Origin of the sequence: Blautia massiliensis (ex Durand et al. 2017) (genome assembly GCF_051861785.1) — a bacterium.
Classification (GTDB): Bacteria; Bacillota; Clostridia; order Lachnospirales; family Lachnospiraceae; genus Blautia_A; species Blautia_A luti_A.
Map to the genome: position 1 here is coordinate 500,207 of NZ_CP146725.1, position 17,294 is coordinate 517,500.

Sequence of the window (17,294 nt, forward strand, 5' to 3'; positions counted from 1 at the left end):
AACACCCTTGTTGACTTCTGTAAAACTTTCATGATTTCCTCCTGATCATCACGTTGCTCACCTTGTTTTGTGTGCTCCGTTTTTTGATGATGCAATCATATCACCCTTTTCCTAGTATGTCAATGGGGTTTATCTATTTAGGTTCTCACCTTTATTTATGACTGGCTATAGATTTTATTTATAACTCCACCGCCTACAACCTCATCTCCGTCATACATCACCACAGCCTGACCCTTTGTGATGGCTCTCTGCGGTTCATCAAATTTCACATGAAGGATGCCATCCGGTGTCTGCCATGCAGTGGCAGGCTGCTCTTTGTGACGGTAACGGATCTTGGCAGTCACTCTTTTCGGCTCAGCTAAGCTGTCCACAGAGATCAGATTTACACTGTCTGCCTCAAGTTCACTGCTGAAAAGATCTGCGTTGTCCCCGAGAACTACCGTATTGGTCTTCGGAGAGATCTCACAGACATAAAGACGGCTGGCCGCCGGAATGCTAAGGCCACGGCGCTGGCCGATGGTGTAATGGATGATTCCCTTATGGCGTCCGATATAGTTTCCCTCTTTATCTACAAAATCACCCTCCGGTGTTTTTTTGCCTGTGTACTTTTCAATAAATTTCGCATAGTCGCCGTCCGGAACAAAGCAGATATCCTGACTGTCATGCTTTCTGGCATTGATAAAGCCATGTTTTTCGGCAATGACACGAACCTGGTCCTTCCGGAGACCTCCAAGCGGAAGCTTTACATGTGCCAGCTGTTCCTGGGTCAGCATATAGAGAACGTATGACTGATCCTTTGTATCGTCCACTGCTTTTTTCAGAAGGTAGCGGTCCCGTTTCTCATCGTACTCCACTCTTGCATAATGTCCGGTTACAATATAATCGTAGCCGATCTCCTGCATACGGTGAAACATTTTATCAAATTTCAGATATCGGTTACAGTCGATACATGGATTAGGGGTGCAGCCGTTTTCGTAGGCATCTACAAACCTGTCCATAACCTCTGTATGGAAATCTGCGGTAAAATTAAACACATAGTAAGGCATATCCATCTGATAGGCTACGCTTCTGGCATCCTCAACATCGTCCAGGGAACAGCAGGTCTTTTCCCTGTGGACACCGATATCTTCGTTGTTGTAAAGTTTCATGGTAGCGCCGATGCACTCGTCACCGGATTCCTTTGTCAAAAGAGCTGCTACGGAGCTGTCTACACCGCCGCTCATTGCTATGATCGCTTTTTTCATATATATCTTAACCTTTCCTGATGATTGATGATTTCTCAGCTTTGCAGACTGTATTCTCTTACAGTTACTGCAATTTCGCATTTATTATAATATGGCAGTTATTCTTTGTCCACGATTTTTCACCCGGAACCTTTGCTTTGCTTCTTTCCTGCAGGCTCTCTTTGGTATATAATAGAAAATATTTTTCAGAAAAGGATGTGACTATATGAAGCTTTCCCTGTTTTCCACGCTGCGAGGATATCGGAAGGAATACCTTCCCAAAGATATTTTCTCCGGCATCATCATGGCAGCTGTTTCCATCCCTATCTCCATGGGATATGCCCAGATTTCCGGGATCCCGGCGGTATACGGACTGTACGGTTCTGTTCTGCCGATCCTTTTGTTTGCTCTATTTTCCACTTCAAGACAGTTTATCTTCGGAGTTGATGCGGCACCTGCTGCCATTGTAGGTGGTGCACTGTCCACTCTTGGCATTGCTGCAGAGTCAGAAGCTGCCATGGATTATGTTCCTGCCATCGCACTTTTTGCAGGTCTGTGGCTGTTTATCTTCTTTCTGCTTCACGCAGATAAGATCGTGGACTTTATCTCCACACCTGTTATGGGCGGTTTTATCAGCGGTATCGCAGTTACCATCATCCTGATGCAGATCCCGAAACTTATGGGAAGTCCTGCAGGATCCGGAGAGCTCCTGGAACTGGCAGAGCATGTCTTCGCTGCTGCCAAAAATATCAGCTGGCTTTCCCTCTTCATGGGGCTTGGTGCTCTGGTGCTGATCCGCACATTTAAAAAGCTGGCGCCGAAATTCCCCATGGCTATCGTTATTATGGCTCTGGGTGTTCTTTCCACCGTTGTTTTTCATGTGGACGAAAAAGGAGTAGTCCTCCTGCAGTCGGTAGAACGTGGACTTCCCTCCCTGGTGATCCCGGATTTCGGAAATGTTGATCTGACCCAGGCGGCAGGCCGCGGTCTTATGGTTGCTGTTGTCATTATGGCAGAAACTCTTCTTGCAGAGAATACCTTTGCGTTCCGCAATGATTATAAGCTGAACGACCGTCAGGAAATCCTGGCCTGTGCCGCCGGAAATATTGCTGCCGCCGCAGTAGGCTGCTGCCCGGTAAACGGCAGTATCTCCCGCACCTCCCTCAATGAACAGTACGGTGGAAAATCTCAGGCGGTTTCCATCACTGCCGGGATCACCATGGCTCTGATCCTTCTTTTCGGCACCGGTTTTATCGGATATCTTCCGGTTCCTGTACTGACAGCCATTGTGATCTCTGCTCTGATGGATGTGGTGGAAACCCATCTGGCTGTACGTCTTTTCAAAGTAAGCCGTACAGAATTCTACATCTTCATGGCTGCCGGTTTCAGTGTGCTCTGTCTTGGAACCATTTATGGGGTTATCATTGGTATCCTGCTCTCTTTCGTAGCTGTGATCCTGAAGGCCACCAACCCGCCGCGCTCCTTCCGTGGTATGATCCCTGGAAGAGATGCTTATTTTGATCTGTCCAAAAACCGTTTCGCCTACCCTATTAAGGGCGTTGTGATCTACCGTTTCAGTGAAAACCTGTTTTTTGCAAATATAAAGATTTTTCAGGAAGATATTGAGAACAGCATCCAAAAAGACACCAGGGTAGTGATCGTAGATGCCAGTGCTATCAACAGCATTGATGTCACAGCAGCAGACCGCCTGGATGCCATCTCCGCAAGCCTGAAAAAACGTGGGATCCGTTTTTACCTCACAGAGCATTCCACCCAGATCAATGATCAGCTGCGTCAGTTCGGCATCGGTCATATGATCAAAGACGGTATGGTCCGCCGTACCATTCTTGCTGCTCTCCATGACGCAGGGATCGAAGCCCCTTATGAACTGGATGTTCCAAAGGAAGACGAGACAAAGCTTCTGCGCCGCAGTATCGCTTTTCTTCCGGCAGAGGAAGAAAATACCCTGGAAGAGTTCGCCTGGGCTTTTGGTGATGATGCAGTAAAAGAGATTGAAGAATCTGTCCATCACATTATTGAACAGCTGCACCAGATCCCGGATATCCAACGTCTCTCCGAAGAAGGTCTGGAAGAGCTTCTGGATAACTGGCATGGGCTGGGTGTTCTGGATGAGGATGAACTGCTTCGAAGAATTGAATTACATATGGATGAGCTGCCTGAAGAATTAACTTCCGACCGGAAACTGATCCTTCAGCTTCTGGAAAAGCGCCGTGGCAAGCTGAAAGAAAAAATCCTTGCCGAGCATCCGGAAGTCCTGGAACGACTGGAACAGCGCCGGAAAAAGCTGGAAGAACGGCTGGAAAAGCAGAATCCGGAAGCTGTTCAGAAATGGAAGCACTGGAAGGAAGAACATCTCAAAGACTGATTTCTGCATACATTCCCTTTCCAGGTCCATGATCAGATTGCAGGATTTCCTGCATATTTCTCACAGATATTGATAAAATCCTGCATCACGGCAGAAGGCCTGCGATCCTTTTTCCAGGCAAGAAGAATCCTGGTCTTCAGCTTCTCTTCTTCAATGATGCGGATCGGAAGATCTGTACAGAGATCCTCCATGGATCTTGGAAAAACGGCGGTTGCAAGACCTTCCTGCACCCAGAGCATGGCATCTCTGGGATCATCGCAGACACAGAAAATATCCGGCTGGAGATTTTTTTCTCCAAAGGCTTTCATCAGAAATTCTTCGTACCGCCGGTAAATAATGAGAGGGCATCCGGTCAGCTCTTTAAGGCTGATGCCCTCTTTTTTTGTCTCATTTTCCGGGATCTCCGGAGGAAGGACCGCGATCATGGGTTCCTCATCCAGTTCCAGATAATTTAAACCTTCCAGCTTGATAGGTGTACGCACTACCGAAACATCAATGATCCCATCCATCAGATAATTCAGAAGTGTAAAAGTGATCGCATCCCTTACCTCAAAGTTTACATCACAATTTTCTCTGGAAAATCTGGAAATATAAGGCATAATGGTGGTCACTGTGGTTGGCGTGATCCCGATACGTAAAACCTGTTTTTTCCCTGCTTTGGATACTTCCAGTTCTGTGGAACGAACGTAACTCAAAATGTTCTCTGTCCTGTCATAAAGAAGCTTTCCGGCTTCTGTCAGTGTCACGCCTGCCCTGGTCCGCTCAAAAAGCTTCACCTTCAGCTCTGCTTCCAGCTGCTTGATCTGATAGCTCAGCGGCGGCTGGGACATGTTCAGTCTCCTTGCGGCTTCATTGATGCTTCCTGTTGCTGCGATCTCATGAAAATATTCCAGCTGTCTGATTTCCATATATAAATCCTTCTTTCTTTATCTGATATATAACACAGGCAAAACCCATCTACTGCTTATTGCTTTTCGCTGTCCCACAGAGTACTTTCTTAATTCGGTTAAGAAATACTATATCTGCAATACTTTGTAAATACTATGAATATCTTTCCCACGCAATTATCCGAAAAACCATACTTCTATCATCCCACAGATTTCCGTCCCAGACAATAGCAAAATTATATTATCATACATTAAAAACAATATTATACGTATTATCTCCATAGGAGTATAATAACAGAGGTTTATTATAGAAAAATAAGGAAACGGAGGAAGAAAAAGAAATGCGAACACTCGCAAAATATCTTCGAGATTACAAAAAAGAAAGCGTTCTGGCTCCTTTTTTCAAGTTTCTGGAAGTTGTATTTGATCTGCTGGTGCCTGTCGTCATCGCCCAGATCATCGATGTGGGAATTGCAAATAATGACCACGGCTATATCGTTCAGAAGTTTTTTGTCCTGATACTGATGGCTGCTGCAGGACTTGCAGTCAGCATTACTGCACAGTTTTTTGCTGCAAAAGCCAGCGTAGGCTTTGCCACAGAAGTGCGTCAGGCTGTATTTGACCATATCCAGAAGCTTTCCTATACGGAGCTGGACACCCTTGGCACGGACACACTGATCACCCGTCTTACAGACGATGTCAATCAGGTACAGAACGGAGTAAACATGGGACTCCGTCTTCTTCTTCGAAGCCCGTTTATTGTTCTGGGCTCTATGGTAATGGCTTTTACCATCAATGTGCGCTGTGCACTGATCTTCGCGGTTGCCATTCCGGTACTGTTCCTGGTTGTCTTTGTGATCATGTTTTTAAGTATCCCGCTTTTCAAAAAAGTACAAGGACGTCTGGATTCCGTCACCCGTCTTACCAGAGAAAACCTGACCGGTGTCCGTGTGATCCGTGCATTTTGCCGTGAAGCTGATGCCGTTGCGGAGTTTGACGAAAGCAATCTTGCACTTACCAGACTGAACGAATTTGTCGGAAAAATCTCTGCACTTTTAAATCCTGCAACTTATGTACTGATCAATATCGCAACAGTAATCCTGATCCGGACTGCAGGTGTACAGGTAAACCTCGGAAACATGCAGCAGGGTGAAATAGTTGCTCTTTACAACTATATGGCACAGATGATCGTAGAACTGATCAAGCTTGCGTCCCTGATCATCACCCTGAACAAATCCATGGCCTGTGCGGATCGCGTTGCCGGAATCCTGAAAGTCGATTCCACCATGACTTACCCGGACAAAGCTTCCTTACCGACTGTGGAAAGCAGTGACTATGCAGTTGCTTTTAACCATGTAAGTTTCTCCTATGCAGGAACCGGCGCACCTAGCCTTTCTGATATCACTTTTTCCGCAAAAAAAGGCTCTACAATCGGAATCATCGGCGGTACCGGAAGCGGTAAATCCACTCTTGTGGATCTGATCGCCCGTTTCTACGACGCAACCTCCGGAGTCATTACCCTCGACGGTCAGAATGTACAGACCTATTCCAGGCAGGAACTCAGGGAAAAAATCGGCGTAGTTCCTCAAAAAGCAGCACTTTTCCAGGGAACCATCCGCGATAACTTAAGCTGGGGACGGGAAGATGCCACGGACGAAGAAATGTGGGAAGCACTTACCACCGCTCAGGCTCGTGAAATCGTAGAGAAAAAGGACGGTCAGCTGGATTTCCGTCTGGAACAGAACGGCCGGAATCTTTCCGGTGGCCAGCGTCAGAGACTTACCATTGCCCGCGCCCTTGTGAAAAAACCGGAGATTCTGATCCTGGATGACAGTGCCAGTGCTCTTGACTTTGCCACAGATGCGGCACTTCGGAAATCCCTTCACCAGCTTGGTGGAAAAACAACCACCTTCCTGGTATCCCAGAGAGCCGCCAGCATCCGCCAGGCCGATCTGATCCTGGTACTGGATGACGGTCAGCTTTCCGGAAAAGGAACCCATCAGGAGCTGATCTCTACCTGTGAAACCTACCGTGAGATCTTTTTCTCACAGTTCCCGGAAGAGCGTACCAAATATGAAAAAGCGACTGGAAAGGAGGTCCTGGCATGAGTAAAACAGATAAAACCGAAAAAAACAAAAACAGCATGGCAACCTTCTTCAAGGTACTACGTTTCATTGGAAAATACCGTTTTCTTCTCGTATTAAGTGTGATCCTGGCAGCAGTCACTGTAATTTTGCAGCTGTATGTTCCCGTACTTTTTGGTTATGCCATTGATGAGGTCGTTGCTGCCCACGAAGTTGATTTTACAAGAATGGGATTCTATCTTTCCCGTATTCTTGTCATGATCGTATTTTCCGGCATTGCCACCTGGATCATGAGTGTCATCAACAACCGTATGACCTACCGCACAGTACAGGATATCCGTGCAAGATCCATCCGCCATATCCAGAAGCTTCCTCTGTCCTACCTGGACGGACACAGCACCGGTGATATCATCAGCCGTGTCATCGCAGATACGGATATTCTTTCCGATGGTATGCTCCTTGGATTTACACAGCTGTTTTCCGGTGTCATCACCATCATCGGAACCCTGCTCTTCATGTTCTCCAAAAATGTGTGGATCACTCTGATGATCATTGTCCTGACACCTGTAAGCTTTTTTGTGGCGAAATTCATCTCCTCCCATTCCTTCCAGATGTTCCGTGCGCAGAGTGATGCCCGTGGACGTCAGACTGCACTGATCGAGGAAATGATCGGAAATCAGAAAGTGGTTCAGGCCTTTGGTTACGAAAATCGTTCTTCCGAACGTTTTGCTGCGATCAATGAAGAACTCCGTGATGCCAGCCAGAAGGCTGTTTTTTACAGCAGCCTCACCAACCCGTCCACACGATATGTCAACAACATCATTTACGCAGGTGTAGCTCTTGCAGGTGCCTTTCTGATCCCGGGCGGTCATCTGACTGTCGGTGGACTTTCCGTACTGCTGGCTTATGCAAACCAGTATATGAAGCCCTTCAACGATATCAGCTCTGTGATCACAGAGCTTCAGAACGCTCTGGCCTGCGCTACCAGGATCTTTGATCTTCTGGAGGAAGAGCCGGAAAGTCCGGATCCGTCCGGAACTCTTGATGATGTAAAAGGTGCAGTGGATATCCGGAATGTTTCCTTCCGCTACGAAGAGGACAAACCTCTCATTAAAAACTTTAATCTTCATACAGAACCAGGCAGACGTATTGCCATCGTAGGCCCTACCGGTTGTGGCAAGACAACTTTTATCAACCTGCTGATGCGTTTCTACGACGTCACCGGTGGAAGTATTTCTGTAGACGGAAAACCCATCACCGAGGTTTCCAGACATACACTTCGCGGAAGCTATGGCATGGTTCTCCAGGATACCTGGATCAAGCATGGAACTGTCCGTGATAACATCTGCATCGGAAAGCCGGATGCATCCGATGAGGAAGTGATCCAGGCAGCTAAAATATCCCACAGCTGGGAATTTATCCGCCGTCTTCCAAATGGCCTGGATACCATTCTTTATGAAGATAGCTTAAGTCAGGGACAAAAGCAGCTTCTCTGCATCACCCGTGTCATGCTGTGTCTGCCGCCGATGCTGATCCTTGACGAGGCAACCTCCAGTATTGATACCCGAACAGAAATGCTGATCCAGGAGGCCTTTGACCGGATGATGCAGGGACGAACAAGCTTTATCGTTGCACACCGTCTTTCTACCATCCGCAATGCAGATGAGATTCTTGTCATGAAAGACGGAAGCATCATCGAGCAGGGAAGCCATGAAGAGCTTATGGCAAAAGGCGGATTCTATCAGAAGCTTTATAACAGCCAGTTTGTGAAGGTTTCTGAGTAATATAAGCTGATTTTTTTAACCGAATCAGGCAACTGGCTAAATACGGATCGCAAATATCCGCCTGACTTAAAATTCTCCGGAACACAGATTTTCTGTACCGGAGAATTTTTTTATACTGTTTCAACGATATAAAAAAATAAACATCTCCATATGATATCTATTTTGATATCCAGGATGATGTCTATTTTTATAAAACTATATTCCGATCTTTTTATAAAAAGTTATAGGGATCTTTGCTCCGTTAAGATGAAATTTTTTATCGAATTCTGCATAGAGACTTCGGATCTGAGCTGTAAGTATTGGAATTTCTTTCTGCAGGGCCTGTGAAAGTGTCTGATCGATCATTGTATCTGCAACTCCTTATCGTCACCTTTTGCAAATTTATAAAATGAACAATCGCTACTATATCATTTTTCGGAAAAAATGTAAACACCTGAAAAAAATTACTGTTCCAGTTCTTTCCTCACATCCGGGAACATTTCCACACAACGTTTCAGGATTCCCTGCATGTAGGCAATGGCAATTCCGTAATTGGTGATAGGAATCTCCTGATCCAATGCACATTTCTGACGGTAACGCATTTCTCTCTCATTAAGCATACATCCGCCACAATGCACGATCAGACTGTACTTCGTCACATCCTCCGGGAAATCTCTTCCGGAGGAATACTCAAATTCCAGCTCTTTCCCCGTATAATTACGGATCCAGCGTGGAAGCTTGACTGTTCCGATATCATCACACTGCCTGTGGTGGGTACATCCCTCTGAGATCAGGATCTTGTCACCGTCTTTCAGCCGGTCCAGTGCTGCTGCCCCAGCTGCCGCTGTCTTTAGATTTCCTTTAAATCTGGCAAACAGAATAGAGAATGAAGTAAGCCAGATGTCTTCTGGAGTTTCTTCACTGACTCTGGCAAAGACCTGGCTGTCTGTGATCACAAGCTTTGGTTTTTTCCCCAGGGTTTCCAGTGTATTGGAAAGCTCATCCTCTTTGATCACGATGGCTGCTGCTCCGGCTTCCAGCACATCACGGATCGTCTGCTGCTGCGGAAGGATCAGACGCCCTTTTGGTGCAGCTTTATCTATGGGAACTACAAGAATCGCAAAATCTGATGGTTCAAGGAGATCCCCTACCAGACGCAATTTCAGTTCATCCGTTACTGCCAGCGAAGCGATCTTTTCTTTCAATTCGTAGATATTCTGACCGGTGGCGGCGCTGGCATAAATAAATTGCTCTGTGTTCTGGTTTTCATGATCCTGTTTCTGGCTGACACTGCTCTCTTTGACCGCACCCGCATGGGTATTCCGGTTTAAGTTATTATCTGAAGAAAGCCGGTTCCCATCTTTTGTTTTCAGCAGATCTGCCTTGTTATAAACAACCAGATATGGAATCTCCTTCTCTTTAAAAATATGGATCAATTCTTCATCCACACTGGTTTTTCCCACAGTGGCATCTACTACAAGAACTGCTACATCCACTCTGTTCAACACCTGTTTCGCCTTGCGGACGCGAAGTTCTCCAAGATGGCCTTCATCATCAATACCTGGTGTATCTATGATCACCACCGGGCCCATAGGAAGTAGCTCCATGGCCTTACTTACCGGATCTGTAGTAGTTCCCTTTACATCGGATACCACAGCCAGCTCCTGGCCTGTCACCTTATTTACAATACTGGATTTTCCTGTATTTCTTCTGCCAAAAAAACCGATATGTACACGGTCTGCTGACGGTGTTTCATTCATTCCCATAATTTATCCTCTTTTCTTTCAGCATCAGACAGGTCCTCATCCATTCCTGTTCCCATCAACCTGCTTCTTTTTGATTTTTCAAAATAACTTTATCGGAAAAACAGATCTTTATATTCCTCCAGACAAAGCTTACACAATCTCTGAGTAGTCAATTTTTCTGTCTTTAAAACAATACTCTCTGTCACGCTCATTTACTTCCCGAAGCACCTTACAGGGATTACCGACTGCAACCACATTGGAAGGAATATCCTTTGTCACAATGCTACCCGCTCCCACTACAACATTATCCCCGATGATAACTCCCGGTAACACAACAACTCATGCTCCCAGCCAGCAGTTTTTACCGATATGGACTTCCATGTTATACTGATATCCCTTTTCACGGAGTTCCAGAAGAATCGGATGACCTGCAGTTGCAATAGTCACATTTGGACCGATCATGGTGTAGTCTGCCACGTAGATATGACTGTCATCTACCAGTGTCAGGGTGACATGCTCCCACCACTTAAATCTTACGATTTTGAAGTGGGGGCTTCCTGCTCGATTACCCTTTAGGGCAAAGCTAAAACAGGCTATCCCCGCGTGTCCCGCGGTTTTGTTTTTTATGTTTATCCGGTTACGGATTTTTTTCTTGTGCCATCAGGCACATTCTTTATAGATTCTTTTTCCTTCTTCACGGATGTTGACTGCTGCATTCACATCCCGGTCCATCCTGTTTCCACATTCACAAACATACATTCTATCCGACAATGCCAGTTCCTTTTTCTTATGTCCGCATACACTGCAGATCTTGCTGGATGCAAAATAACGGTCTACTTTTATAAGATGTTTCCCGCATTCTTCCAGCTTGTATCCCAGCATGAACAGAAACTGACCGTACCCGTTATCCTGCACACCTTTCCCAAGGTGCAGCCCTCCGGACATTCCCTTCAGATTCAGATCTTCCACACATACTGCATCATATCTTTCCGCAAGCTCCCTGCTGAGCTTATGCTGAAAATCTTTTCTCTGGTTCTTTATCTTTTCATGACATAAAGCTACCCTTTTTTTCTGTTTCTGATAGTTCCGGCTTTCTTTTTCACAGTGGGAGAGCTTTCTCTGTTCTCTTGCAAGTTTTTTCTCTGCTTTTCTGTAAAACATAGGGTACCCGGCTCTTTCTCCTGTAGAAAATACACACATTCCCTGCATGGCAAAATCGATCCCAAGAAATCTCTCTGCCGGTCTTTTTTCCACTGTTTGGTTCTCACAGCAGAACAAAAGGCTGGCAAAATATTTCCCGGATGGCTCACGGCTCACAGTTACAGACTTCAGTTTCCAGTCTGATGGAATCTGACGGTGAAGTTTTATCCTTATGACGGACATCTTTGGAAGCTTCAGATGGGTATCCTGCAAAAGGATATTTCCGTTTAGTGCATTGGTCGTATATGAATTTCTTGCATGCTTCTTTGATTTATAACGTGGAAATCCGCAGGCTGGTTCCCGAAAAAACTTCCGGAACGCACTTTCCAGATGCAGCTGCGCATTCGCCAGGGCAAGGGAATCCACCTCTTTCAGCCATGGATATTCCTTTTTATATCCGGCCGGTGTGTTCCGGAGCATCTTTTTTTCTTTCTGGTAATAACTGATCTTATCTGCAAGCATCTGGTTATAGATAAAGCGGCTGCAGCCGATTGTTTGCTCTATCTGAACTCTCTGCTCTTTATTTGGATAGATCCTTATTTTTACGGCGCGGTTCATTCTTCTCACCCTGGCTTTCTATATACTGCCGTATCGTTTCAATCGTTGCTCCGCCTGCACTGAGCAGACCGAAGATCTGACCCCAGAATGCATCTTTCATGGTCTAACTCCATTATATTTATCATCCTTTTTCTTATATCGACGGATATGTATTTATGAACTAATTGTTCTTTTTCAGTATACTACATCAGGGAAGGGAGAACAAGTGTTTCTTTTATACTATAGAGATTTTTTTGAGCAGATATGCTCAGATGTGCAATTCATCTCACCACCTGAAGAGGTGGGAGAATTCTTGCTACATTTGTTAAAGTTGGCATAGACATTTTTTCCAAAATAGACATAAGCCCCTGCCATATTTGCATGGAGAGGTGGTTCAATATAGCAACCCTCACCAATCTCCGCAAACATCTCTTTCAGCATTTCTTTTCTTTTATCCAACTGTGTGGGACGTGTCATTATTATTTATTTCAGTGCCATTCCGGCTTTAAAAGCATCGCCGACTTTTTCGCCAAGACGGATATATGCATTGTTGAACGGATCAAAAGTGATCGGTGCTGCTTTTGCAACATCTACATTTCCATTTTCATCCAGAACGCTCTCATCCACGCTGACATTTACGATCTCACCGATCAGCCGGCAGGTGTCTTTGTCATAGCTTTTCAGCTTACATTCTATACAAATTGGAAGCTCTTTGATAATAGGTGCATCTACTTTTTCAGATTTTTCTGCTGTAAATCCGGCTTTTACAAATTTATCCGGCTCTTTGTTTCCGGAAACAATTCCTACATAGTCGCAGGCTGTCATATGCTCCACATCTGCCATACTTACTGTAAAAGCGCCTTTTTTCAGGATGTTTTCAGTTGTTTTATGATTTTCACTGACACAGATGGAAATTTCCTTATCATCGCTGATTCCTCCCCAGGCTGCATTCATAACATCCGGTTTTCCATCTTCACCATATGTAGCGATCATTAATACCGGCTGTGGATAAGTGTAAGGCTTTGCTCCGAAATCTTTTCTCATGATCTTTCACTCCTTTATTGTATTGCCGTTACTTTTTATAAATTGACGTACAAGCTGCAGACCTCCCAGCGGAACACAGAATTTATCTCTGTGCTGACTGCATTGCTGATACGTTTCTTCCAGATCAAACCACTGTACCTCTTCTACTTCTTCCTTTTGAAGTGTAAGATGATCGATCTCTACCGGGTGATCGTAAATATAAACAAAAGCGATTTCTTCATCCCGGAATATTTTTCCATGAAATTCTCTGGCAAAAGATATGGGGAATTTTCCTGCAAACTGCAGATCAGCTGATTCTGCATGGATTCCCAGTTCTTCTTCTAGTTCCCGCAATGCCGATTCCATTGGTTCATCTCCCGCCTGTATGTGACCTGCAGATGAAGTATCAAATTTTCCAGGAAAGGAGTCCTTGTTTCTGGATCTTTTCTGAAGAAGGATCTCTGTTTTTTCATTCCTCCGACGGATGATCCAGATATGAGCAGTACGATGAGGGATTCCTTCTGCGTGAGCAATACTCCGTTCTACGATCTTTCCAGTGGGATTTCCGTTTTCATCTATGATATCAAATAATTCCATTTTTCTGCTTCTTTCTCATAAATTATTCTTTCTTAACCAAACCAATTTCATTCTAGCATGATTTCGAAATAGTTTCCAGTCTGTTATCAGAAAACATTCTATAGGGGATTACTTGATTCGGTTAAATATTACGATATATATAACGGATATTTATACAAACATATAAAAAGCGCCTGTAAACAATTCCTTGTTTACAGGCATAAAAAAACTCCCCCTGTTGGACTCGAACCAACGACACTGCGGTTAACAGCCGCATGCTCTACCGACTGAGCTAAGGAGGATTACTTAAATATTTAATTAAGGTTTGTACCTTAAAAACTACATACATGCCTGTTGATCGTTAATCAAACTCTTTGAATCAATTCTAACCTGCGTACTGATACTCCAGCGGTGGTCATCTCACGACTCCGTCGTTCGATGTCATTTGCTTCGCAAATGTTCAGTCTGTACCATAAATGGTTCTCCACAAGCAAGCTTGTTCCGATCCATTCCTGCTGTTTCCTGCCCGCTTCCTCGGCTTTTTGGTCAAGCCCTCACCCGATTAGTAACAGTCAGCTCCATGTGTTACCACACTTCCACCCCTGCCCTATCTACCTCGTCGTCTTCAAGGGGGTTTACTTCATAAGAATGGGATATCTCATCTTGAGGGGGGCTTCACGCTTAGATGCCTTCAGCGTTTATCCCTTCCGGACTTGGCTACCCGGCCATGGCTTTGGCAAGCCAACCGGTCCACCAGCGGTCCGTCCATCCCGGTCCTCTCGTACTAAGGACAGCTCCTCTCAGATATCCTGCGCCCACGCCGGATAGGGACCGAACTGTCTCACGACGTTCTGAACCCAGCTCGCGTACCGCTTTAATGGGCGAACAGCCCAACCCTTGGGACCTACTACAGCCCCAGGATGCGATGAGCCGACATCGAGGTGCCAAACCACTCCGTCGATGTGAACTCTTGGGAGTGATAAGCCTGTTATCCCCAGGGTAGCTTTTATCCGTTGAGCGATGGCATTCCCACTTAATACCACCGGATCACTAAGCCCTACTTTCGTACCTGCTCCACCCGTCGGTGTCGCAGTCAAGCTCCCTTCTGCCTTTGCACTCTTCGAATGGTTTCCGTCCATTCTGAGGGAACCTTTGGGCGCCTCCGATACCCTTTCGGAGGCGACCGCCCCAGTCAAACTCCCCGCCTGGCATTGTCCCACCGCCGGTTCACGGCGGCTGGTTAGAAGCCCAATATCACAAGGGTGGTATCCCAACAGCGGCTCCGCGGCAACTGACGCTACCGTTTCTCAGCCTCCCACCTATCCTGTACATGCAACACCGGACCCCAGTGCCAAACTGGAGTAAAGCTCCATGGGGTCTTTCCGTCCTGGCGCGGGTAGCCAGCATCTTCACTGGCACTTCAATTTCACCGGATGTATTGCCGAGACAGCGCTCAAATCATTACGCCTTTCGTGCGGGTCGGAACTTACCCGACAAGGAATTTCGCTACCTTAGGACCGTTATAGTTACGGCCGCCGTTTACTGGGGCTTAAATTCAAAGCTTCGACTTACGTCTGACCTCTCCTCTTAACCTTCCAGCACCGGGCAGGCGTCAGCCCATATACCTCACCTTTCGGTTTCGCATAGACCTGTGTTTTTGCTAAACAGTTGCTTGAGCCTATTCTCTGCGGCCTGCTCTCGCAGGCACCCCTTCTCCCTAAGTTACGGGGCCATTTTGCCGAGTTCCTTGGCAATACTTCTTCCGCCGGCCTTAGGATTCTCTCCTCATCCACCTGTGTCGGTTTACGGTACGGGTACAATATGAACGATAGCGGCTTTTCTTGACGCATGGCTCACGGGCTTCGTTACTAAAATTCACTCCACATCACGTCTTCCCATTGCATGACGGATTTTCCTACCATACTGGTACCTCGCTTGTACCGGGCTTTCCATTCCCGGCTCCCGCTCTCCTTACGTGTCCCCACAGTTCTGTCATACTGCAGTACAGGAATATCAACCTGTTGTCCATCGGCTACGGCTCTCGCCCTCACCTTAGGTCCCGACTCACCCAGGGCAGATCAGCTTTACCCTGGAAACCTTGGATATTCGGCCTAGAGGATTCCCACCTCTATCTCGCTACTCATTCCGGCATTCTCTCTTCCATGCAGTCCACAGCTCCTTCCGGTACTGCTTCTTCCCGCATGCAATGCTCCTCTACCAATCTTTTCAGATTCCTTAGTTTCGGTGGCGCGTTTCAGCCCCGGACATTTTCGGCGCAGGACCTCTCGACCAGTGAGCTATTACGCACTCTTTGAATGTATGGCTGCTTCTGAGCCAACATCCTGGTTGTCTTCGAAATCCCACATCCTTTTCCACTTAACGCGCACTTTGGGACCTTAACTGTAGGTCTGGGCTCTTTCCCTTTTGACCGCCCAACTTATCTCGTGCAGTCTGACTCCCGGTGATATCTACACGGCATTCGGAGTTTGATATTCTTCGGTAGGCTTTGACGCCCCCTAGGAAATTCAGTGCTCTACCTCCGCAAGACTCACACCGAGGCTAGCCCTAAAGCTATTTCGAGGAGAACCAGCTATCTCCGGGTTCGATTGGAATTTCTCCCCTATCCACACCTCATCCCCACCCTTTTCAACGGATGTGGGTTCGGTCCTCCACTACCTCTTACGGCAGCTTCAACCTGGACATGGATAGATCACCCGGTTTCGGGTCTACTCCTACTGACTCTGGCCCTGTTAAGACTTGGTTTCCCTACGGCTCCACACCTGAAGTGCTTAACCTTGCCAGTAAGCGTAACTCGCCGGACCGTTCTACAAAAAGTACGCGGTCGTGCTCATATGGCACTCCCACAGCTTGTAGACACAGGGTTTCAGGTTCTCTTTCACTCCCCTCCCGGGGTCCTTTTCACCTTTCCTTCACAGTACTATGCGCTATCGGTCACTAAGTAGTATTTAGCCTTAGGGGGTGGTCCCCCTTACTTCCCACAAGGTTCCTCGTGTCTCGTGGTACTCCGGATCCTGCTCAGTCAGCTCTGCTTTCACGTACGGGGCTTTCACCCTCTGCGGCCGGCTTTCCCAAAACCGTTCTGTTAACTTCGCTGAATCTTAAATGCAGTCCATGACCCCGGCATGCACGCACACCGGTTTAGGCTCCTCCGCGTTCGCTCGCCGCTACTTACGGAATCGATGTTTCTTTCTTTTCCTCCGGGTACTTAGATGTTTCAGTTCCCCGGGTTCCCTTCCATACGTTATGGATTGGCGTATGGATGCATGAGGTCTGCTCATGCGGGTTTCCCCATTCAGACATCTCCGGATCACGGGATATTTGCTCCTCCCCGAAGCTTTTCGCAGCTTATCACGTCTTTCATCGGCTCTTAGTGCCAAGGCATCCGCCCTGTGCCCTTATTGCTTGACCTTTTGCCTTAGCATGCAAGTGGATCTTCCTGTGGATGATCTGCCTGCCGCTTAACATCACCCTAGCGTAGGTGATGCGGTCTCTTGATTCTCGTGTCTTCCGATACTCACGTATCTTCCGACATGTGTTTGATTACTCTGTTCAATAACAGATAAATCGATGTCTTCCTATCTTTGCGTTTGCATTAATTTCTTAATACTTTGCGTTTAAGGATATTTGATTAACTTAATCAAATCTCATGTATGCAGTTTTCAAGGTACAATGCTGACTGATGTTTTATCAGCCATTTAAAAAGAAAATATCTTTTCTTCTTAAATCACTGGTAAAACCAGCATCTATTCTCATCAGGATCTCTCCTGTTTTTCTTTTTTGATCTGGCGCCCACCTGCTCTCCCACACCGTCTCCAGTGCAGTACCATCGGCCGATTGGGTCTTAACCGT

General features: G+C 46.4%; 11 protein-coding genes, 1 tRNA gene, 2 rRNA genes and 1 pseudogene (1 of these 15 cut by a window edge). 3 read left to right on the top strand and 12 right to left on the bottom strand.

The features are described from left to right. Positions 1-155 precede the first annotated feature (155 nt). Positions 156-1,244 carry a tRNA 2-thiouridine(34) synthase MnmA gene (gene mnmA / locus V9W66_RS02615; RefSeq protein WP_144092837.1) on the bottom strand — a complete coding sequence of 363 codons (1,089 nt, stop codon included), beginning with the start codon at positions 1,242-1,244 and terminating at the stop codon, positions 156-158. Positions 1,245-1,449: 205 nt separating this feature from the next. Between mnmA and V9W66_RS02620 the strand changes: the two genes are divergently transcribed. After that, positions 1,450-3,609 carry a SulP family inorganic anion transporter gene (locus tag V9W66_RS02620; protein ID WP_144092835.1) on the top strand — a complete coding sequence of 720 codons (2,160 nt, stop codon included), beginning with the start codon at positions 1,450-1,452 and terminating at the stop codon, positions 3,607-3,609. Positions 3,610-3,641: 32 nt separating this feature from the next. On the opposite strand, the gene V9W66_RS02625 is transcribed toward V9W66_RS02620, so the two are convergent. Then, positions 3,642-4,517, bottom strand: a complete 876-nt coding sequence (locus V9W66_RS02625; RefSeq protein WP_021652963.1) for a LysR family transcriptional regulator — start codon at positions 4,515-4,517, stop codon at positions 3,642-3,644. A 320-nt stretch (positions 4,518-4,837) separates the two neighbouring features. Between V9W66_RS02625 and V9W66_RS02630 the strand changes: the two genes are divergently transcribed. Next, entirely contained in the window at positions 4,838-6,604 is a 1,767-nt protein-coding gene (locus tag V9W66_RS02630; protein WP_144092833.1) for an ABC transporter ATP-binding protein, read from the top strand. Beyond that, positions 6,601-8,364, top strand: a complete 1,764-nt coding sequence (locus V9W66_RS02635) for an ABC transporter ATP-binding protein (protein ID WP_144092831.1) — start codon at positions 6,601-6,603, stop codon at positions 8,362-8,364. Before V9W66_RS02630 ends, V9W66_RS02635 begins: the two co-directional genes overlap by 4 nt. 195 nt (positions 8,365-8,559) lie before the next feature. Here the strand turns inward: V9W66_RS02635 and V9W66_RS02640 are convergent, their stop codons facing one another. From V9W66_RS02640 to rrf, 10 genes and pseudogenes are all read right to left on the bottom strand, one after another. After that, positions 8,560-8,709 (bottom strand): hypothetical protein, encoded by a 150-nt coding sequence (locus V9W66_RS02640; protein ID WP_186289986.1) that lies wholly within the window; start codon positions 8,707-8,709, stop codon positions 8,560-8,562. A 98-nt stretch (positions 8,710-8,807) separates the two neighbouring features. Next, positions 8,808-10,109, bottom strand: a complete 1,302-nt coding sequence (gene hydF, locus V9W66_RS02645; RefSeq protein ID WP_144092829.1) for a [FeFe] hydrogenase H-cluster maturation GTPase HydF — start codon at positions 10,107-10,109, stop codon at positions 8,808-8,810. 129 nt (positions 10,110-10,238) lie between these two features. Next, positions 10,239-10,598 (bottom strand): annotated as a pseudogene (locus V9W66_RS02650) (DapH/DapD/GlmU-related protein); the annotation flags it as partial. Between the two features lie 150 nt (positions 10,599-10,748). Next, positions 10,749-11,846 (bottom strand): RNA-guided endonuclease TnpB family protein, encoded by a 1,098-nt coding sequence (locus V9W66_RS02655; RefSeq protein WP_161206354.1) that lies wholly within the window; start codon positions 11,844-11,846, stop codon positions 10,749-10,751. Then, positions 11,809-11,946, bottom strand: a complete 138-nt coding sequence (locus V9W66_RS02660; RefSeq protein ID WP_199579967.1) for a hypothetical protein — start codon at positions 11,944-11,946, stop codon at positions 11,809-11,811. The genes V9W66_RS02655 and V9W66_RS02660 overlap by 38 nt, the downstream gene beginning before the upstream one ends. A gap of 362 nt (positions 11,947-12,308) precedes the next feature. Then, positions 12,309-12,869 carry a flavin reductase family protein gene (locus V9W66_RS02665; protein WP_144092929.1) on the bottom strand — a complete coding sequence of 187 codons (561 nt, stop codon included), beginning with the start codon at positions 12,867-12,869 and terminating at the stop codon, positions 12,309-12,311. Positions 12,870-12,875: 6 nt separating this feature from the next. Beyond that, on the bottom strand, positions 12,876-13,445 hold the full coding sequence (locus V9W66_RS02670) for an NUDIX hydrolase (protein WP_021652971.1): 570 nt from the start codon (positions 13,443-13,445) through the stop codon (positions 12,876-12,878). A 208-nt stretch (positions 13,446-13,653) separates the two neighbouring features. Next, a tRNA-Asn gene (locus V9W66_RS02675) sits at positions 13,654-13,726 on the bottom strand. Between the two features lie 240 nt (positions 13,727-13,966). Beyond that, positions 13,967-16,853 (bottom strand): 23S ribosomal RNA (locus tag V9W66_RS02680). A 372-nt stretch (positions 16,854-17,225) separates the two neighbouring features. After that, positions 17,226-17,294: ribosomal RNA gene (gene rrf / locus V9W66_RS02685) — 5S ribosomal RNA — on the bottom strand; it runs 49 nt beyond the window's last position.

Coding starts and splice junctions, on each gene's coding strand:
- mnmA (WP_144092837.1), bottom strand. CDS start 1,244: ATGAAAAAAGCGATCATAGCAATGAGCGGCGGTGTAGACAGCTCCGTA.
- V9W66_RS02620 (WP_144092835.1), top strand. CDS start 1,450: ATGAAGCTTTCCCTGTTTTCCACGCTGCGAGGATATCGGAAGGAATAC.
- V9W66_RS02625 (WP_021652963.1), bottom strand. CDS start 4,517: ATGGAAATCAGACAGCTGGAATATTTTCATGAGATCGCAGCAACAGGA.
- V9W66_RS02630 (WP_144092833.1), top strand. CDS start 4,838: ATGCGAACACTCGCAAAATATCTTCGAGATTACAAAAAAGAAAGCGTT.
- V9W66_RS02635 (WP_144092831.1), top strand. CDS start 6,601: ATGAGTAAAACAGATAAAACCGAAAAAAACAAAAACAGCATGGCAACC.
- V9W66_RS02640 (WP_186289986.1), bottom strand. CDS start 8,709: ATGATCGATCAGACACTTTCACAGGCCCTGCAGAAAGAAATTCCAATA.
- hydF (WP_144092829.1), bottom strand. CDS start 10,109: ATGGGAATGAATGAAACACCGTCAGCAGACCGTGTACATATCGGTTTT.
- V9W66_RS02655 (WP_161206354.1), bottom strand. CDS start 11,846: ATGAACCGCGCCGTAAAAATAAGGATCTATCCAAATAAAGAGCAGAGA.
- V9W66_RS02660 (WP_199579967.1), bottom strand. CDS start 11,946: ATGAAAGATGCATTCTGGGGTCAGATCTTCGGTCTGCTCAGTGCAGGC.
- V9W66_RS02665 (WP_144092929.1), bottom strand. CDS start 12,869: ATGAGAAAAGATTTCGGAGCAAAGCCTTACACTTATCCACAGCCGGTA.
- V9W66_RS02670 (WP_021652971.1), bottom strand. CDS start 13,445: ATGGAATTATTTGATATCATAGATGAAAACGGAAATCCCACTGGAAAG.